This is a genomic window from Brevibacillus sp. MS2.2, from assembly GCF_013284345.1.
Taxonomy (GTDB): domain Bacteria; phylum Bacillota; class Bacilli; order Brevibacillales; family Brevibacillaceae; genus Brevibacillus; species Brevibacillus brevis_C.
In genome coordinates this window covers 21,515-39,960 of the sequence record NZ_JABSUZ010000008.1, presented here as the reverse complement: position 1 = coordinate 39,960, position 18,446 = coordinate 21,515, and the positions used below count along the sequence as shown (strand labels likewise).

Genomic DNA, 18,446 nt, shown 5'->3' with positions numbered 1-18,446 from the left:
CACCTGATAAAGTAAGAAAGATAGCGTTTTCCTAAGAAAAAAGGAGTGACTATTCGTTTCATTCCGCCTATGAGGTGGCATGTGAAGCGGTAGAGGTTTCACCGCTTGAAGACAGGAGAGATAAGTGATGGACTGGATACAAATCGCATCAACCTATGTGCCAACGAATCCAGATCAGCTCACAGCATATGACAGCTTTCGCATATGGGCTGATAAATATCGGGCTTGGATTTTGTTTGTGGAATTAATTATTGTCTATTATCTTGGCTTTGCTACCCGTATTCGTATGCCTATTTTGAAAAACGTGCTCTTGTACATCCTTTTATTTGCCGGAGCTCTCATTTTCGCTATTCTGGATGTGCAGCTTCCTGTGAAAAGTGCAATGATGGTGGCGATCGCGATTCTCGTGATTGTAAAGGTACGGATCAAGCCGGAGCAAACTGGGCGAAAGTGAGGAGAACCGCGTGAAGCGTGAAGATGCACTTTTTAATTGGCTGCAAATTCAAGTGGTTGCCGATGCGCGACCAGAAGACCGCTCTGCTTTGGATACAGCTGCTTTTTTCTTGCAATTGCTGCAAGAGGATCATCAAATGAGTGATATTGGCTATCGACAGGAAGGCAGTTGGTACGTGCTATTCGGGAGCGTTGACTCTCAGTCCATGGAAGTGCGATACCCTGCTGAATCAGTCGAAGCTTTATTGGTCGCGATTGAAAGTGAACCCAAGTACAACTGCAACTAACGGGACAAAGACTCCCCCTCTACTTGCCGAAATGATTCGGAAGTTGGGTGGAGTTTTTTTGTATCAAGCGTTTTTTATAGGTAATAAGACGCGGTTTCTTGGAAGATGCAACTTTTGAAAATGATTTCCCGTCAATATTCATGCCCCAAGCATGCAGGGGGATTTTGGCAGACTAGAAGGGGGAACTACCATTGAAAAAGTACATGACCAAGCCCGTATTAGCAGTGGTGACTGCGGCAGGTATTCTTGGCTGTTTGACGCCAATTTTTGCCGATGCAAGCTCGATTGCAAGTCCAAGTGCCACAAAGGTAGTCATGAACGACGAGGGTAAGCAAGTTACACGCTACAATCTGAAAGAACTTGCCCAAAATGATCCAACCACACTGAACATGCTCTTGAAAAATCAAGCGGATCACTTGTACATCATTGTAGAAGAAATCAACTTGAATACGAAGCTCCAAACGTTTATGGAAGAAAACAAAGCGGAGTGGGAGCGTATCTACAACGAGTACTACAGCGATATTTGGCTGGAAGTGCGCCTGACAGACAACGATGAAGAAATTGTGAGCGTAAATGCCAAGACTGAAAATAACAAGGTGTACATAAAGGGGATTGTGACTTCCGATGTCACCAAGGTGGTTGTGAAAAAGCCGAATTCCGATATCATTGAAGTCGTTCCAACCGACGAGCACTCTTTCACAGTCAGCTTTGAAGCTCCTGATGCATCCTATGAGCCGTATGTAACCGTGAGTGCCTATGAAGGCAGCAAGCTGGTCGATAGCGAAAAGGTAAAGATCGTTCCAAAAGCAGAAGAAGATAAGGAAATGATCATCCATACGATGTCTGTATTGGATGCGAAGAAAAAGGAATTAAAAGTAAAAGGAATTGTCAAGCAGGGGGCAGACAAAGTAACTGTCACCTATAATGGCGTGAAAAAAGACGCAAGCGTGAAGAAGCTGTGGGATGGCGTAGGCAGCTTTACGGTTTCAGTGAAGGATGTACAAGCAGCAAAAGATCAAAAAGCCTTGATCGAGGTTTACGAGGATGGCAAGAAGGTTGATTCCGAATCCGTTCAGGTAGAAATTGTTAACGCTCCTGACAAGGATCAAGCGACCGAATATGCCATCAAGGCAACTGCTGTAAACAATCCTGCCGCCAAGTCCATCCAGGTGAAGGGGACAGTAAGCGGCTGGAATAAAAAGGACGATACTGAATTGTTTGTGATCGCTCCAGACGGTCAGAAAAAAGAAATTGAACCGAATGACAAAGGTGAGTTTTCTTTGACGTTGTCTTACAAGAATCGTTCCTTTAGCGCCAAATCGATTCAATTCGCATTGTATGAAGATGATAAGCTGGTTAAGAAAGCTGACGTTGCATTAAGCACAAAAGTCATTGTCGAGCCTGTGAAGCCAACAGACGAGGATGAAGACGACGATGATGACAAAAAGAAAAAAGAAAAAGGGAAGCAGAAAGATAAGCATCCCAATGGCAACGCGTATGGCTATTGGAAAAAGCACGACAAACATCATGATGACGATAATGACCAGGACGATGACGACGAAGATCATGACGACGACAGAGACTAGTCTCTAACGTTAAGGTCGCTGCTTGTAAGTCTCGACGTACTCCACCAATTGTCTGATGTAATCCCCTAGAATGGGGATTGATAGAAATTGCGTCAAGAGGGAACCGAGGAAAGCCAAAACGATAGCAGTACCAATCGTCAATCCCAGACCCCGGGCAAGACCTGCGAGGAAATTGATCCAGAGCAGCTTGCGTGGGGCTGTGTAATTTTGGATCACATCTGCTAGTCGAATATCTTCCAGGAACATTGCAATTTTATGCATCCGCTCATTTACCTTCCGAACTTCCTGAAGCTCTTCAAGAACTTGGTCAATTTGCTGCATGAGGCGGTCTGTAGGCGACAAGCTGTCCATCCCCTTCCATCATTCGGTATCGTTACCTACCAGTCTAGGGAAAAAGACAACCAGAATCAAGGTGGAGAGGAAACGTTTGCCTATCCGCTAGGCGAAGGGTAAAATGAACGTACAAAACGTTTGTTAGGAGGCTTTGAAATGGCTGAAACTGTTTCCCAATCTCTTTCCGAAGATTTATTCCAGCTCTTGCAAAAGGAGCGTTTTGTTACCTTGGGCACAGTAGATCATGAGTCAGGGGCACCATCGCTCAGCTCCTTGTCCTGGACGTATGCTGTCAGCGCCGATACGATTCGTTTTGCCGTGGATAATCGCTCACGTATTTTGGCTAATATTGCGAAGGAACCGCAAGTTGTCCTGCATTTAATCGGTGCCGGCTCATCTTTTGCCATTAATGGTCGTGCTACCGTCAAAACAGACCGACTGGAAGGTGTTCCGCTCAAGCTGGCCATGGCAGAAATCAAAATTGAGGCCGTTCGTGATATTATGTTTTATGGTTCCCGTATTTCCGTAGAACCACAATATGAAAAGACGTATGACAAAAACGCGGCAGCGAAGCTGGACAATCAAGTTATGACCGCCTTGAAAGATGCAAATTAACAGGTGGAAATAAATTGTTGACAAGAATCCTGCCGATCCATTAGTATTAGGTTCAATCGAATTGAATAGCAATCTTCTTATCCAGAGCGGCGGAGGGACTGGCCCGATGATGCCCGGCAACCAATCACCTGTATGTTAACAGGGAGATAATGGTGCTAATTCCTGCAGAGTTATCAAACTCTGAAAGATGAGAAGGATTTGCTTACGGTGACGTAAACAAAGCCTTCTTTCAGAGGAAAGAGGGCTTTTTTGATGCCCTCGTACACTATTGGAGGGAGAGAAACAGACATGAAATTGGAAACAAAGTTGATTCAGGCGGGAGTAGGCAGAGACGAAAAAACAGGGGCGGTGAGCTTTCCTGTTTACTATGCAACGGCTTATCGCCATCCTGCCTTGGGCCAGAGCACTGGATATGATTATACGCGCACAGCTAATCCTACTCGCACCATATTGGAGGAGACTATCGCTGAAGCGGAATCAGGGGATGCAGGATTCGCTTGCGCCTCAGGAATGGCTGCTGTTCATACTGTCATGGGCTTGTTTTCCCAAGGGGATCATCTGATCGTTTCACTCGATCTGTACGGGGGAACCTATCGATTGTTCGAGCAAGTGCTCTCTCGCTACGGTCTGACGTTTTCATACGTGGATTTGCGTGACATTGGTGCACTCAAAAATGCGCTTCTTCCAAATACAAAGGCTATCTTTGTTGAGACACCAACCAATCCACTCATGCAGATTACCGATATTCGAGCTGTAACGCAATTGGCGAAGCAGCACGGGCTCCTGACGATTGTAGACAACACATTCTTAACCCCGTATTGTCAACGCCCACTAGAGCTTGGCGCAGATATCGTCCTACATAGTGCAACCAAGTATTTGGCAGGACATAACGACGTGCTGGCTGGACTCATCGTCACAAAAGGGGAAGAGTTGTCGGAAAAAATCCGGTTTTTGCACAATTCAATCGGTGCTGTGCTCGGACCACAAGATTGTTGGCTGCTCGTTCGCGGGATGAAAACATTGGCTTTGCGGATGGAGCGCCATCAATCCAATGCCTTGATCGTAGCGGAAAAGCTGCGTGAGCATCCAGCAGTTGCGGAGGTGTTTTATCCAGGTTTGCCCGAGCATCCGGGGCATGAGATCCAGGTGAATCAAGCGACTGGGCATAGTGGGATGGTATCGTTCCGTGTACGTGATGCAGAGCAGGTGGGATTGTTCCTGCAAAATCTGCAAATCGTGTCCTTTGCCGAAAGTCTGGGTGGCGTCGAGTCATTGTGTACGTATCCGGCGACGCAGACTCACGCCGATATCCCGCAAGAAGTACGAGAGCATGTCGGTGTTTGTGATCGATTGTTGCGACTGTCGGTTGGCATCGAGCATCCAGATGATGTCGTAGCCGATTTGTTTCAGGCATTGAATGCTAGTTTGGTCGTAGGGGGGAGTGTACGATGAATTTTGCAACCAAGCTCCTCCACGGTTCGACTTGCATTGACCCGTTCACAGGTGCGTCGTCGGTTCCGATTTATCAGGCTTCCACGTTTCATCAGGCTGATATTGATCAGCCAGGTACATTTGATTATGCCAGATCAGGCAATCCGACCAGGCAGGCTTTGGAGGAAGCCATTGCGTCTCTGGAGGGAGGCGCACGCGGTTTCGCGTTCTCATCTGGCATGGCTGCCATTTCCAGCGTGTTCATGTTGTTTTCAGCTGGAGACCATGTTGTAGTGGCGGAGGATGTTTACGGTGGCACGTTTCGGTTTTTGACAAAGGTATTGTCAAGAATGGGCATCTCCGTTACGTTCGTGGATGCAACAGATACAGAAGCTGTTCGTGCGGCCATTACACCGGCAACGAAAGGGGTATACCTGGAGAGTCCCTCCAATCCCACCTTAAAGGTGACAGACATTGCAGCAGTTTCTCGTATCGCGAAGGATCACAACTTGCTCGTCATAGTCGATAATACGTTCCTTACCCCATATTACCAGCGGCCATTGGAGCTTGGCGCGGATGTGGTCATTCATAGTGCAACGAAGTTTATCGGAGGGCATAGCGACGTCGTGGCAGGTCTGGCTGTAACCAGAGAGGCTGCGTTGGGGGAGCAGCTCTACTTTATCCAGAATGGCATGGGAGCGATTCTGGGTGTGCAGGACTGCTGGCTCGTGATGCGTGGGCTCAAAACATTGAAAGCCCGATTGGATGTGAGCACGAAAACAGCCGCGAGCTTGGCTGACTGGTTGTCATCGCATCCACAAGTAAGCCGAGTCTACTATACAGGACTGGCGGATCATCCCGGTCATTTGATTCAAACACAACAAGCGACTGGTCATGGGGCTGTTCTTTCTTTTGATGTCGGGAACCGCGAGCGAGCAAAAGCGTTGTTTGATCGCGTAAAATTGCCGATTGTGGCTGTCAGCCTCGGGGCAGTCGAAACAATTCTCTCGTACCCAGCTACGATGTCACATGCAGCAATGCCTGCTGAGGAAAGAGCAGCAAGGGGAATCACAGATGGTTTGATCAGGTTGTCAGCTGGTTTAGAGGATTTCGATGACTTGGTGGCAGATTTGAAGCAAGCTTTGGATCATTTACCATCTGAAACACCAGTCTATAAAGAAAAAGAGGTATTCTCCCGGGCTTAAATCCGGGGGATACCTCTTTTCTTTTAAGGTGTTCCTGTACGATTTGCGTTGATCTTGTTTTGTCCTTGCGGCTCTTTGTGCATGCGTTTTTCTTTTACCTGAGAAGGGGTTTCTTCGCGAGGCTGCACACTGCGCGGCAGTTGGGGAATGATCCGACCTACGATATCTGCCAACTCTTCCGTAATTCCGGCAACAGGATGGCCGCGACGAATATCATCTCTCATTTCACGTAACCGCTGTACGATGGCAGGGTCTGCCGTTACGACAGCGTTCGCTCCTTGAGGGTCTTCTTTCAGTGCTTCCGCAACCGTATACTTAATGACGCCGACTTCTGGGCGATCCAGATTCGGGTCCACCGTAATACCGACTACGGCATATTTGCCCAAGACCACAGCAGTCGCGCTGTGTACCCTTTTCACACGTGTTGCCAGTTGGACCAGACGGTCAGCGGTGGCTTGAGAAGATTGATTATAAGCAGGCTCAGGAGTTGTTTGCTGAACGCGTTGCGTATGAGTGGCATGCTTCGGCTGTGCAGCCTGATTCGCCGGTGGTTTATTTCCCGACATGCATGCTGTAAGCAACAAGCTAAAACCGAGGCAGCAGATCATGATCCGTTTCACAGGCATTCTCCCTTTCCCAGTATTGCCGTCCTTCGTGAGGAGGGCAGGGTTACAAGTATTTTGTTCTGGGCTGTCCATTTTCATTCTGCCAATGGGTCGTCTATCTCTGTCTACCTGAACATAGACTGTAGTACATCACGTCGCCGCACTTGAGCATCCCTCCAAAAATTGCATAGGGTATATAAGAAGGGTAATAGGAGGCGAGATTTTGAAGAAAATCTACGTACTGGACACCAACGTACTCCTGCAAGATCCAAGGGCGATGTTTTCTTTCGCTGACAATGAAATTGTCATACCAGCCGTCGTATTAGAAGAAATCGATTCCAAAAAGCGGTACATGGATGAAATTGGCCGCAATGCTCGGTACGTATCTCGGCTCTTTGACAGTTTTCGTGAGCTGGGGCAATTGCACACAGGCATTACCCTAGAAACAGGTGGGTTGTTTCGGGTGGAATTGAATCATTCCTCTTTCCACCGCCTTCAGAAACAATTTACGGAAATGAGTAATGACAACCGCATTTTGGCGGTCGCACTAAACTTACAGGAGGAGGAAAACGGAAAGCCACAGCCAAGACCAGTCATTTTGGTAAGTAAGGATGCTCTCATGAGAGTCAAGGCTGATGCATTGAATATTTCCGCAGAGGATTTTCTTTCGGATCGAGTTGTGGGAGAGTTCTCCAGTATTTACCCGGGGTATCAGAAGATGATGGTAGCGTCCGACATCATCAAGACTTACTATGCGACAAGAAAGCTGCAACTGGCCTCCTGTTTTCCGCGCTATCGCTTTTACCCTCATCAATTTTTAGTGCTGAAGGACGAATGCAACCCATCTATTTCAGCGATTGGAAAAGTCGACCCGGACGGAAAAATGTTAGAAATGCTTATTTCAGATGATGATCCGATTTGGGGCATCAGAGCCCGTAACGTGCAGCAACGGATGGCAACCGAATTGCTGTTACGTGATGATATTCCTTTAGTAACCATGACCGGTAAGGCCGGTACAGGAAAAACCTTGCTGGCATTAGCAGCGGGCCTGCTGCAAATCGAGGACCAGCAAAAATACAAAAAACTGTTAGTGGCAAGACCTATTGTTCCGCTTGGAAAAGACATCGGCTATTTGCCCGGCGAAAAAGAAGAGAAGCTTCGACCGTGGATGCAACCGATTTATGATAATTTGGAATATTTGTTTAACACAAAGCGGCCAGGAGATCTGGATAAAATTTTGGCAGGCATGGGTAGTTTGCAGGTGGAAGCTTTGACGTATATACGGGGGCGCTCCATCCCCGAACAATTTATTATCATTGATGAAGCCCAAAACTTGACAAAGCATGAAGTGAAGACGATCCTGACGAGGGTGGGGGACGGCTCGAAAATTGTGCTAATGGGTGATCCTGAGCAGATCGATCATCCGTATCTGGATGAGAGCAACAACGGTTTAACCTACGTGGTAGAAGTATTTAAAGACCAAAAGCTGGCTGGGCATATCCGCTTGGAAAAAGGCGAACGGAGTGTGCTCGCACAGCTGGCCGCAGATTTATTGTAAAGATGGATGTATGAAAAACTGCGAGGAGGTCATACTATTTTTGTCGAGCCCGATGATTCATGTAAGTAAACGGCGAAATGCCTTGCAGGAGGCGAAGATCCGTGGATAATCATGATCAAGCAATCGACGAAAGTCGTATGGAGACAAACCGATTCCTTTAGCTACTTTTCTCTACGATGGAGGTTGAAGAGCCAAAGAGAATAACCGGTAGAACCCCATAAGCAATTCGGGCTCGACAAGGACCGCTCCTCATTGGAGCGGTTTTCATTTTTTTGAGATTCGGAGGCAAAAAAAAACGCGGATAAAAAATTCCCGCGTTTTTGTCCAAATTTCCTTATTTAGCAGCTGCAATCGCATTTCGCAAAGACGAAATACATCCGATGTGCATACCTTCATGGAAAAGAGTGAAGACCATCATTTCCCCATAAGTATGCATAGTACCTCTGTCTCCTAGTTCAAACGGTTTTGGCAATGGATCATTCAAGCGGGAGTGCAATTCTTCTTTGATACGCACATGCTGTTCTTTTAGCTCGGCAGCTAAAGTCTCGAGGGAAGGTCCTTCTTTTTGCCAATCAGCAGGCTTGGTTCCTGGAGAAAACATGGCTGCGTAATACGGAGGACATTTCATTCCTTCTGGTCCGAAGAGCAAGTAATCTTGTGTCAGGAGAAGATGACCAATATTCCAGCGAATGTTGTTTTTAAAGCCATCGGGAACCACGTCTGCTTCTTCCTCGGTTATTTCCGTTAATCTCTTCAAAAACATTCCGCGAATCAAGTCGTACTGATTCCATACAAAAGAAAAGTCCTGCATAGCAATCCCTGCCCTTCCTCATATTTACATGCACCAACATGTTACCGCATAAACAGAAAAGGGGAAATATACAAACTGCAAAAAAATTTGCAAGTTGTCCCTCTAACTCCATACATATGTACAAAGGGGGGAAGAATGATGGTTACGTTGGATTCATCTATTTCTTTTTTGATTTATATAACAGCGGTGTCCAGCGCGGCAGCAGGCGTTACCGAAGCTTTTAAATCAGTCATTCCCTTTTTGGCGACGGACTATGAGGCGAAAGAAAATTGCTGGGAGGATCAGTATCACGCAGCTCGATTGATGCACTACAAGCGTTTTTTCAATCTACTTATTTCCGTATTGGCTGCGGGTGTCATTTTTGGCATGCTTGGGCTGGACCCGGCTCTTATTTTAACTGGTGCCCAATCCGCTTATGTAAAAAATTCGTGGCAGCTAGGAACCTGGATGTGGGGAATTGTTGCGGTGTTTGGCTCGCCTTTTTTCGCATCACTCCTCAAAATACTAGAGAGCTTCAAACAATCGGTGGACAACAATCTGCCACCAAATCGACCTCGCCGCAAAGTTAGCGGAACACGAGAATAAGCTCGTCTCCCTAAGGTTGCCCGATGCTTGCCGAATACGCTAAGATAACCAAAAGAGCGGTAGCAAAGGTGGGCACAGGTGAATGATGTGGAAATGCTTGCGAATGACTGCGTTTTGGGTAGTAACAATAGTAGTTTTGGCCGCGTGTTCGACCCAGTCGGAACCAACTGCTACATTTGACCCCGAAAATCAAAAGGAATACGGAGTAAACGGCATTTATCTCGGGCAGAACATAAAAGAAGCGATGGATATTTTGAAACCGACAAAAGCTGATTTTATGGATATGGTGACAAGGCAAAGCTACACGGTAGAGCAGATGGCGCAGGGTGCGGGAGATGCCGTGATGGGGATGCTGCTGGTGGATCAGACCCAGATGATGCTCAAAGTCCACAAAGGCGAATTGACATCGATCATGCTAGGAGGAGTACCCCGTGAGGACGCGCAAAAATTCAAAACATATCGAGGACTCGCCATGTTTGACAGTGCGGAACAGCTAGAGAAGCTGTACGGCAAAGGAAAAGGCGAACAAGAAGTGATATATGAAGGCAGCAAATACACCGCCAATTTTGGTCTTGTGGACAATCAAGTTGCGTGGTTCCGATTTGATCGTAAATCATCGTAAAAAGGAGAAGGGAGTTCGCTTATCAGGAGCTCCCTTTTTTGCGTGTCATGGATTTATGTAGTCGGATGGAGCCAAACGAGCTTCACTTGATAAGCCTTCGCGATTCCCTCTGCCAGTGGAATCAAGCTTTGATCGATCAGGTAGGCTTCGGGCTGTTGTGTATTTTCGGGTATCACGCCTAGAACATGCTCGCGGAGTTGCTCCTTGGCTGCCCACTGATCTTCAGAGTGGGATGGAGCTCCGAGCGTTACGATGGCAACTTGATCTGCATATACATACAAATGTTCATTTTGGGAGACAAAACCGATATCATCGAGTTGATCGATTGTGGTTGCTGACGGGAGCAGCAATAGAGAGAAGGCATCACCTAACATGTTGGACTTCTCCAAAATGGTTACCAGCTTCTCCTGTTCAGCTTGATTCTCTACAATAAAAAGCAGTTTGTCCCGATCAAAGACATTGACATGATCTCCGATTTTATGTATGACTTGAGCATAGAAGCCAGGGAGCTTCCCGGCTGGTACATTCAGTTCAATTCCGTACATATGGCGCATGTCATACCCCCATGTTTGCAAGCGTGTTTTTTCTATCGTATCAAAAAATCAAGGAGGTTTCCTATGACGAATCAAAATCTTGCCATTGAATCCTATGCGTTGGGAGCATTTCAAACCAATGCATATGTGGTGACAAACACCGATACCAATCAAACCATTGTGATTGACCCGGGCATGGAGCCAGATCAGTTGCTCCACGCCCTCACGAATAAAAACGTCGTTGCCATTCTTTTGACGCATGCCCACTTGGATCATATTGGTGGTCTCAACCAAGTAAGAGAATTGACAAAAGCACCGGTTTACATTCATCCGCTGGAGCAGGAATGGCTCACAAACCCGGATCTCAACGGATCTCGACGCTGGAATCTACCTGAACTCATCATATGTGAGCGGGCGGAGCACGAACTAGAGGATGGTCAGACTCTGGAACTGGCAGGTTTTCACATTCAGGTGCTTCATACGCCAGGTCATTCACCGGGCAGCTGTTCATTTGTAATTGGCCAGCATTGCTTCGGTGGCGACGTTCTGTTTAACCAGAGCATCGGGCGTACGGATCTCTTCGGAGGAGATTACGAGACACTGATGATCAGCATCCAAGACAAGCTGTTTGAGCTCGATGATGAAACCATTGTTTATCCAGGGCATGGTCCGAAGACGACGATCGACTACGAGAAAACGTACAATCCGTTTGTTACAGGCATGCTTCGCTAGTTACTTCATCATTCTTTATAAAGGTTGGGAGAGGATTTTGTCAGGTGATGGAGAAAAGGAAGGGGTCACCATTTACTAAAGGAGCTATTCATTATGAAGCGAACATGGAAATGGGCACTCCTTCTCGTTATCGCCTGCACGAGTCTGGTTGGGTGTGCGGCACCCGTCGCCCAAGCAGACAGGACGAACCAAGCTCCCAACGTGAAAGTGCCTGATCCCGAAACACCTCCGCAGACAGCGCCCGATCGACAGGAGACACAACCTCCGACTTTGCCATCAAGATTTCCGGAACAGCGTATCTCCCTTCTCGCTGTTGGGGATATCATGATGCATCAGGAGCAGTTGGATGCCGTCTGGGACCCAGCGACGAAAAGCTATGATTTTAAACGTTTCTTCCCGAATGTCATTCCGATGTTCCGCGAGGCAGACTGGGTCATCGGCAATCTTGAGACAACGATGAGCGGCAGCGAGGCCAAATACTCAGGCTATCCGATGTTTAATTCTCCAGAGTCGCTAGCACATACGTTGAAGGAAATTGGATTCACTGCGGTATCGACAGCGAATAACCATTCGATGGACCGCAAAGAGCAAGGGGTTCTGCAAACGATCAAATATCTCGATGAAGCTGGTCTGCCGCACACGGGAACGTTTGCGAGTCCCGAGGAACGAGATGAGCCCTTGTTGTTGACCAAGGACGGATTCACACTCGCCTTGCTAGCGTATACGTATGGGACGAATGGCATCGCAATTCCAGAGGGCAAGCCGTATCTGGTCAATCTGATTTCGCCTGAACTGATGAAAAAAGACATCGCACGGGCAAGAGAAAAAGGAGCCGATCTGGTTGCAGTGGCGCTTCATTTCGGAAATGAGTATCAGCGCATGCCCAGTCCTGAACAAATCAAGACCGCCGAGCAAGCTCTAACATTTGGAGCGGATTTGATTTTGGGTGCGCATCCACATGTGGTACAACCTTATGAATGGAAGACGGTTACCCTCGAAGATGGACGGCAACACAAAGGACTAATCACTTACTCTTTAGGCAATTTCATCTCTGCGCAGCGATGGGACTACAAGGATGTTGGCGCAATCCTGAAGCTAGTGCTGTACAAGAATGAGTCAGGAGAGGCTAGCATTGAAAGTGCTGAAATGATTCCGACCTACGTTCATTTTTATCGGAAAAATAACAAGCGCAACTATGTTATTTACCCGGTGTCAGAAACATTGGAGAAGCTGAAGCAGGGGCAGAAATATCCTACGCTGACGAAAGAAGCGATCCAGTACATGACACAATTGCAGAAGGAAATGCCGGCTCATGTTAATAAGGTTGTCTCCAAGAAAAAAGCCAGCTAACGAATAGCTGGCTTTACTTCTTTCCGAATCCAAATGGAAGATTGAATTGTAATTGGAGTTTTAATTCTTCGTCCATCAGCGTGATGCCCTGTACTTGGATATTGGGGGAGATCAGCTCCGGATAAAATCCGAGATCGTAAGCTTCTTCCATTTCCTCCACGGTCGATTGAGGCAAGGCAAAGCCGTCAAAGTACAGCTCGGTAATGTGGAATTTGAGATGGGTAGGAGAGACGAGCTCATAGTTACCAACAAGCTTTAGCTCCATCTGATCATACGTGCCTTCCACGGTCAGCTTATTATCCTCAAAGGAGAAGTGGGATTGTTTAAACAAGGCGTCTTTCTCTATCAAAAAATTGTTGAAGTCAGTCTGGTTGATGGTCAGCGTATGCTTGAGGAGACCTTCCGACTGAATTCGATCCGGCGTCGCCAACTCGGGAACTTGAACCATGACCTGCGCGAGCATTCCGAAGAAGGTCTGGAAAGCGGGCAAACCACGTTTTTCCCAATCTAAAATCAAGTGATTCATCATCGATTCCACAACCGTCGGGTCGTCCAGCTTTTGTACGTTTTTTTCTTTTTCAGCGGCAACGGCGAGCATCTCCGACAATTGAAGCTCGTATTTTTTTCGCAGTGTTTGAAGTTGGTCCAATCGATTTTTTTTGTCGGTTTGCATCGCGGTGAGCTTGGTGCGCTCAGTATGATAGGACTCTAGTCGAGACATGTCACGCTCGTACAAGATCTCGTAGAAGTCGTACATCAATAAGAACTGATTGAAATTTTCCGCATTTAATAGTAACGTCAGAAGATTAGTACGCTCGCCCATGTAATAGGCCCGCGCTACCTCACCGGCCCGGCGTTGTGTCGCTTCCATCACCAGCTTTTGTCGTTGCAAATCGAGATCCATTTGAGCGATTTCCCCGTATGTCCGCGTCTCTTCTTCCTTGAGTAAGGTGAGGGTTCGCTCCAGCTCTTTTTGTGTAAAATGCTGCTGCAGGATGAGCTGCTCCAAAGGAGTAGAGGGCTCTTCCTGGGCGAATACCGTCAGTGGACATACAAGCAGGAACAAGACGAGAAGAATTTTGCGCATGATTTCACCTTTTGCTTTTGCCTTTCCATATTGTATGCTTCTTTTCGTATTATAGCCTTATCTAGTTGAATTTGGATAGCAGGAGAAGAGCTTATGACGATGATCGAACTGATTCACGAGGAAATAGCAAGCCAACCAGGGAAAGCGATTACGTTCGCGCGCTTTATGGAGTTGGCCCTCTATCATGACACTTATGGATATTATATGGTGGAACAACCCAAAGTAGGCAAAGCGGGAGATTTTTATACGAGTGCATCGGTGCATCCTGTCTTTGCGGAAACAATCGCAGATGCAGTCTTGGCATTATGGGAGAAGGCGAATATCACTTCGCCTGTGCTCGTTGAGATCGGTGGTGGAACCGGGGCCATTTGCCGTCACATGTTGGAGCGTATCCGTGAGAGCAAACCAGAGGTATACAAACAGTTGACGGTCATTTTAATAGAGGCGAGTCCGTATCACCGGAAAATGCAGGAGGAGGCGCTCCAGTGGCACGAGGGTCCGAAGCGCTGGTATTCTTCCGTGAATGAAGCTACCAAGCATGAGAAAATAGAAGGGGTTATTTTCTCGAATGAATGGCTGGACGCATTTCCCGTACATATTGTGGAGAAAACTAGATCGGGCTGGCAGGAAGTGTGGGTGCGTGTTGGCGAGGGCGGGTTAGAAGAGTATCTGGGGGAGATGTCACCAGCGCTAGGGGAATATTTGCGCGGGCTGAACTTGAAGCTGCCAATCGGCATGCGGATGGAGATAAATATGGCGATGGAGCAAGCTGCACAAGAAGTTTCCAGCCTATTGAAAAAAGGGTTCGTCATCACGATTGATTACGGCGACCTGCAAGAAGAGCTTTACCATCCCAGTCGAAAAAACGGAACACTGATGTGCTACCATCGTCATCAGGCTCATACAAATCCGTATATCAACATAGGCGAACAAGACTTGACAACACATGTGAATTTTTCTGCGTGGAAGCAGTATGGAGAAAAGGCGGGTTTACGGGAAATAGACTATATGAGACAGGATCGGTTTTTGATGCGGAATGGCTTGCTTCATAAAGCGGTCGCGCATATGGATACAGACCCTTTCACGAGCGTTGCGATGAAACGGAATCGGGCGATTCAGCAGTTGATTGATCCTGCTGGCTTGGGTGGACGTTTCTGGGTCATGGTCCAAGAGAAAGACACCGGGGAGTAAAAAAGAGGAGAACACAAAAAAGATGCTCAAGGCGAGCATCTTTTTTCTTACATGATCAATTGTAGCAAAGCGTGTTCTTGTGGACCAACAGGCATCACGAAGAATGTGTAATACGTGAATCCAACAAAAGACAGGAACATGAAGCCGAAGAAAATGTTTAGGTATACTCGTTCAGTCAGGTTCATGTAGCTCAGCGCTACGAAGAAAGCAGTCAAACTGAAGAAGATGAGCGCCATCGGGTACAATTCTGCCCAAAACGCCATCAACGCGATCACGATGGTCCAGAAACCAAGAACGCGATACATACGATCCATTTTTGTCCCCCCTTTTTGCCTCGACCGGTAAGATTTACAAGATTCCTCCCCCATTATATAGGACAGGTGAACACGTGTAAACGATAAAGGTATGACGGATTGTTGTCACCCGGGGAGGAGAGACTGGACTTGCGGTGCTAATACTGAATCACCGTATAGTTGCAGGATTGGCATCCGCGAATTTTGGAATCATCCTCACGTAATTCAATGTTCCCCAAGTACGTTTCGAATATTCCCATCAACAGAGCGTTATGCATCTGGCATACGGCATTCGGATATTTTTTTGCGCTATCAGAGAAGGTGCAGTTATTTACGCGAAAACGCAGCTTTCCTTCATCCATTGCTTCGATGTCTGGTTTCAATCCCTGAGCCACGACAATCCGATGGACCAGGTCCAATTTTTCTTCCATAGAGGCTATTTCTAAATTGATTCCGCTTTGGACAACCGCCCGTTTTGCCATCTCTGTTCCAATGCGATGTCCCATTTTAATTAGAGCGGCTTCGCCAGCTTCGCCGAGCGAGAGCAGGCTTTCAATCGCGATATCGGCCAACAGCTGATAGTCACGAGGAGGGAATTGCAGACTCACAACCTGTTCAGACAGTGAGTACAACCGACTGGGACGTCCTCCCTTACCACTTTTGTCTGTAACAGCAGTGAGTAAATTCACGTCCTCTAACTTCGTCAAATGCAAGCGTGCCACATTAGGGTGGATAGAGAAATGATCAGCTATATCCTGAACCGTGATGGGATCTTTACTGTAGGCGACAAATTGGTAAATGGAAAAACGGGTGGGGTCAGCTAAAGCACTGGTTAACTTTTGCGCATCGTGGTCCATGCCGATACCCCTTTCTCAAAACAATCTCCATAAGTGTATCCCATTTTGTGTTACTTGTTAAGGTAGCAGTGTGCTACAACAGCAGATCACACGAATTTTCATCTAGTTTTTAAATTAACTACTATTGACATAGTGTTAATGAAGCATTAAAATCCAAAGTAAGGAAGGAAATTTTATTGACTAACTTTTTGTAAGAGCTTGAACCAAACATCAAGAACTGCAAATGGTAAGACTTTTATAGATGAAATCATTCGTGATAGATGAGATGGAGGGGTAACCAATGGCCGTTGCTGAACGTACACAAACACAAAAATTGACGTTTTTCACTTATCCTAGCTGCACATCCTGTCGCAAAGCGAAGGCATGGCTGGCAGAAAACGGAGTGAATTACGAAGAGCGTCACTTGTTCAAAAATCCACCAACAGCAGAAGAACTGCTTGATATTATTAAAATGACTTCAAATGGCCTGGATGAGATTCTGTCGACGAGAAGTCAGCGTTTTAAAAACCTGGATGTCGATATTAATGATATGTCGGTGAAGGAACTGCTCGAAATGCTTAGCGAAGAGCCTCAGCTTTTGAAGCGTCCGATCCTGACTGACGGTGAAAACCTGATCGTCGGATTCAATTCTTCCGCCATGAAAAATCTACTGTCCTAATGAAGAGGGGGGAAAGACCTCCTCTTTTTTGTTTGTCCATCGAAAGGTAAAATAAAGCCACAAGCTGATAAAAAGGTGGGAGTTCTTATGGAGACCTTGCTTTTACAAAAACAGGACGGTATCGCCACGATCACATTAAATCGACCGCATGTACATAATGCGATCAGCGTGGAGCTGGTTGATGAACTGCATCAGGTCTTGCAAGATTGCCAAGCCGATCCTGAGGTCAAGGTTTTGATTGTGACGGGGACAGGGAGAAGCTTTGTTTCCGGAGGCGATCTGAATCAGTTTATTGCAGCGCGCGGCTTTGAACAGGCGCATCCTTTGCTCAGTAAAGTAACGGGGCTTTTGTCCGCCATTGATCAGTATTCCAAACCGGTGATTGCCATGATTAACGGTGCAGCGGTCGGAGGTGGCTGTGAGTTTGCGGGCGCGTGTCATTTTCGTTTTGCCACTGACCGGGCGACTTTCGGGTTTGTACAAATCAGCATGCATATCACGACGGGCTGGGGTGGAGGAAGTCGGCTGTTGGACTTGCTGCCAGAGTCAAAAGCACTCGCACTCCTGTTGACAGGTGACAGATTGCGTGCAGAGGAAGCCAAGTCCTACGGTTTTGTTGACGAGGTATACACAGAAGAGAAGTTGCATGAGGAAGTATATCGTTTCGCTCGAAAAATCGCTGGCCAGCCGCTAGCTGGCATTGAGGCGTACATGAAGGTCTTGCAGTGGAAGCGTATGGGCCTTCCGCAAGAAGAACGAATTCGGCGCGAAGTGAGTCAATGTGCGCATCTTTGGGGTAGCCCTGAACATGTCGCCGTAGTGGAAAGCTTCCTGACAAAGCGCTCCACATCGTGATCGATGTAGTCCTTTTCGTTTAAACATTTATTTGCTTGGACATACTTTTTCTAGTAGAAAGCGATTCTACAAGAGTAGGGAAAAGCATAGGATGAATTACATCATCCTTTTTAAAGGTAACGGGAGGGACTCATATGGTAGCTTCCAGACAAGACGCATGGACCGAAGATGACGATCTAGTGTTGGCGGAAGTCACCTTGCGCCACATACGCGAAGGCGGCACACAGCTTGCTGCATTTGAAGAAGTGGGTCAAAGGTTAGGAAGGACAGCAGCTGCGTGCGGCTTCCGCTGGAACAGTTGCGTGCGCAAACGGTACGATGCGGCCATTTCGATTGCGAAAAGCCAAAGGCAGCAGCTGAAAAAGCTCGGGAGGATTCAAGCGCCTCCTCCTGTGGTGGCTGAGGTCGAGGTCGTCACGTTGCACACCAAACGCTCTGAGCCACCAGTAGCAGAGGTGCAAAAGTACGCGGATGTAGAGGAGCAGCAGATTGAAGCAGTCATTCGCATGCTCGTGAATCAAAAAGAAATGAGTCGTCGTTTGCGACAATTGGAACAAGAGTTGGAAGGAAAAGAATTGGAGTTAAAAGAATTGAAAGAAGCCCATGAACGCGCTAGAAAAGAGCTGGATCAGGTTCAGGGTGTCAATGATGACTACCGTGCCTTGGTACAGATCATGGAACGTGCACGCAAGCTTGCTTTTTTACAGGAAGAGGATTCCAACAAAGCGATCTTCAAAATGGATGAAAACGGAAACTTGGAGCGCGTAGAAAAATAAGCAGAAAGCATGAAAAAAGAAGC

The 18,446-nt window shown here is 47.1% G+C and carries 22 protein-coding genes and 1 riboswitch; of the genes, 15 read left to right on the top strand and 7 right to left on the bottom strand.

Annotation, left to right across the window (positions count from 1 at the left end; genetic code table 11):
• The first annotated feature begins 127 nt into the window (after window positions 1–127).
• The 3 genes from HP568_RS09295 to HP568_RS09285 all read left to right on the top strand — a co-directional run bounded on the left by HP568_RS09295 (window position 128) and on the right by HP568_RS09285 (window position 2,326).
• On the top strand, window positions 128–454 hold the full coding sequence (locus tag HP568_RS09295; RefSeq protein WP_048033788.1) for a YlaH-like family protein: 327 nt from the start codon (window positions 128–130) through the stop codon (window positions 452–454).
• A 10-nt stretch (window positions 455–464) separates the two neighbouring features.
• The gene (locus tag HP568_RS09290) at window positions 465–740 is read left to right on the top strand and encodes a hypothetical protein (protein ID WP_048033787.1); all 276 of its coding nucleotides are present in this window, start codon (window positions 465–467) and stop codon (window positions 738–740) included.
• A gap of 191 nt (window positions 741–931) precedes the next feature.
• Entirely contained in the window at window positions 932–2,326 is a 1,395-nt protein-coding gene (locus HP568_RS09285) for a hypothetical protein (protein ID WP_173628931.1), read from the top strand.
• Between the two features lie 9 nt (window positions 2,327–2,335).
• Here the strand turns inward: HP568_RS09285 and HP568_RS09280 are convergent, their stop codons facing one another.
• On the bottom strand, window positions 2,336–2,647 hold the full coding sequence (locus tag HP568_RS09280) for a DUF5665 domain-containing protein (RefSeq protein WP_015892138.1): 312 nt from the start codon (window positions 2,645–2,647) through the stop codon (window positions 2,336–2,338).
• A 168-nt stretch (window positions 2,648–2,815) separates the two neighbouring features.
• On the opposite strand from HP568_RS09280, the gene HP568_RS09275 reads away from it, so the two are divergent.
• From HP568_RS09275 to HP568_RS09265, 3 genes are all read left to right on the top strand, one after another.
• The gene (locus tag HP568_RS09275) at window positions 2,816–3,274 is read left to right on the top strand and encodes a pyridoxamine 5'-phosphate oxidase family protein (protein ID WP_048033785.1); all 459 of its coding nucleotides are present in this window, start codon (window positions 2,816–2,818) and stop codon (window positions 3,272–3,274) included.
• A 74-nt stretch (window positions 3,275–3,348) separates the two neighbouring features.
• A riboswitch (SAM riboswitch) is annotated at window positions 3,349–3,468 on the top strand.
• Window positions 3,469–3,562: 94 nt separating this feature from the next.
• Window positions 3,563–4,726, top strand: a complete 1,164-nt coding sequence (locus HP568_RS09270; protein WP_048033784.1) for an aminotransferase class I/II-fold pyridoxal phosphate-dependent enzyme — start codon at window positions 3,563–3,565, stop codon at window positions 4,724–4,726.
• Entirely contained in the window at window positions 4,723–5,910 is a 1,188-nt protein-coding gene (locus tag HP568_RS09265) for a trans-sulfuration enzyme family protein (protein WP_173628930.1), read from the top strand. The genes HP568_RS09270 and HP568_RS09265 overlap by 4 nt, the downstream gene beginning before the upstream one ends.
• Before the next feature lie 23 nt (window positions 5,911–5,933).
• Here the strand turns inward: HP568_RS09265 and HP568_RS09260 are convergent, their stop codons facing one another.
• A complete protein-coding gene (locus tag HP568_RS09260) occupies window positions 5,934–6,536 on the bottom strand; it encodes a YhcN/YlaJ family sporulation lipoprotein (RefSeq protein ID WP_048033782.1) in 603 nt (200 codons plus the stop codon).
• Window positions 6,537–6,738: 202 nt separating this feature from the next.
• Here HP568_RS09260 and HP568_RS09255 point away from each other — a divergent pair, with 202 nt between their 5' ends.
• On the top strand, window positions 6,739–8,073 hold the full coding sequence (locus HP568_RS09255) for a PhoH family protein (protein ID WP_048033781.1): 1,335 nt from the start codon (window positions 6,739–6,741) through the stop codon (window positions 8,071–8,073).
• A gap of 334 nt (window positions 8,074–8,407) precedes the next feature.
• Here the strand turns inward: HP568_RS09255 and HP568_RS09250 are convergent, their stop codons facing one another.
• A complete protein-coding gene (locus HP568_RS09250) occupies window positions 8,408–8,884 on the bottom strand; it encodes a DinB family protein (RefSeq protein WP_048033780.1) in 477 nt (158 codons plus the stop codon).
• Between the two features lie 138 nt (window positions 8,885–9,022).
• Between HP568_RS09250 and HP568_RS09245 the strand changes: the two genes are divergently transcribed.
• Complete coding sequence (locus tag HP568_RS09245; RefSeq protein ID WP_048033779.1) at window positions 9,023–9,469, top strand: hypothetical protein; 447 nt, start codon at window positions 9,023–9,025, stop codon at window positions 9,467–9,469.
• Window positions 9,470–9,551: 82 nt separating this feature from the next.
• Window positions 9,552–10,091 (top strand): hypothetical protein, encoded by a 540-nt coding sequence (locus HP568_RS09240; protein ID WP_173628929.1) that lies wholly within the window; start codon window positions 9,552–9,554, stop codon window positions 10,089–10,091.
• 53 nt (window positions 10,092–10,144) lie between these two features.
• Here HP568_RS09240 and HP568_RS09235 read toward each other — a convergent pair whose 3' ends face one another.
• Window positions 10,145–10,645, bottom strand: a complete 501-nt coding sequence (locus HP568_RS09235; RefSeq protein ID WP_048033777.1) for a hypothetical protein — start codon at window positions 10,643–10,645, stop codon at window positions 10,145–10,147.
• Window positions 10,646–10,708: 63 nt separating this feature from the next.
• Between HP568_RS09235 and HP568_RS09230 the strand changes: the two genes are divergently transcribed.
• Together HP568_RS09230 and HP568_RS09225 are read left to right on the top strand one after the other, a co-directional pair.
• The gene (locus HP568_RS09230) at window positions 10,709–11,356 is read left to right on the top strand and encodes an MBL fold metallo-hydrolase (RefSeq protein ID WP_173628928.1); all 648 of its coding nucleotides are present in this window, start codon (window positions 10,709–10,711) and stop codon (window positions 11,354–11,356) included.
• A gap of 93 nt (window positions 11,357–11,449) precedes the next feature.
• Window positions 11,450–12,706 (top strand): CapA family protein, encoded by a 1,257-nt coding sequence (locus HP568_RS09225; protein ID WP_048033775.1) that lies wholly within the window; start codon window positions 11,450–11,452, stop codon window positions 12,704–12,706.
• A 13-nt stretch (window positions 12,707–12,719) separates the two neighbouring features.
• Here HP568_RS09225 and HP568_RS09220 read toward each other — a convergent pair whose 3' ends face one another.
• Window positions 12,720–13,793, bottom strand: coding sequence for a hypothetical protein (locus HP568_RS09220; RefSeq protein WP_173628927.1), 1,074 nt, complete (start codon window positions 13,791–13,793; stop codon window positions 12,720–12,722).
• 93 nt (window positions 13,794–13,886) lie between these two features.
• Between HP568_RS09220 and HP568_RS09215 the strand changes: the two genes are divergently transcribed.
• On the top strand, window positions 13,887–14,984 hold the full coding sequence (locus HP568_RS09215; protein WP_173628926.1) for a class I SAM-dependent methyltransferase: 1,098 nt from the start codon (window positions 13,887–13,889) through the stop codon (window positions 14,982–14,984).
• A gap of 47 nt (window positions 14,985–15,031) precedes the next feature.
• Here HP568_RS09215 and HP568_RS09210 read toward each other — a convergent pair whose 3' ends face one another.
• Together HP568_RS09210 and HP568_RS09205 are read right to left on the bottom strand one after the other, a co-directional pair.
• The gene (locus tag HP568_RS09210) at window positions 15,032–15,298 is read right to left on the bottom strand and encodes a DUF2626 domain-containing protein (protein WP_007723294.1); all 267 of its coding nucleotides are present in this window, start codon (window positions 15,296–15,298) and stop codon (window positions 15,032–15,034) included.
• Between the two features lie 137 nt (window positions 15,299–15,435).
• Window positions 15,436–16,134 carry a helix-turn-helix transcriptional regulator gene (locus HP568_RS09205; RefSeq protein ID WP_048033772.1) on the bottom strand — a complete coding sequence of 233 codons (699 nt, stop codon included), beginning with the start codon at window positions 16,132–16,134 and terminating at the stop codon, window positions 15,436–15,438.
• A 280-nt stretch (window positions 16,135–16,414) separates the two neighbouring features.
• Between HP568_RS09205 and HP568_RS09200 the strand changes: the two genes are divergently transcribed.
• The 3 genes from HP568_RS09200 (at window position 16,415) to HP568_RS09190 (ending at window position 18,423) form a co-directional block, all read left to right on the top strand.
• Complete coding sequence (locus HP568_RS09200; protein ID WP_016740704.1) at window positions 16,415–16,792, top strand: Spx/MgsR family RNA polymerase-binding regulatory protein; 378 nt, start codon at window positions 16,415–16,417, stop codon at window positions 16,790–16,792.
• An 87-nt stretch (window positions 16,793–16,879) separates the two neighbouring features.
• Window positions 16,880–17,647 (top strand): enoyl-CoA hydratase/isomerase family protein, encoded by a 768-nt coding sequence (locus HP568_RS09195; protein WP_173628925.1) that lies wholly within the window; start codon window positions 16,880–16,882, stop codon window positions 17,645–17,647.
• A gap of 134 nt (window positions 17,648–17,781) precedes the next feature.
• Window positions 17,782–18,423 (top strand): RsfA family transcriptional regulator, encoded by a 642-nt coding sequence (locus HP568_RS09190; protein WP_048033770.1) that lies wholly within the window; start codon window positions 17,782–17,784, stop codon window positions 18,421–18,423.
• The last annotated feature ends 23 nt before the right edge of the window (window positions 18,424–18,446 follow it).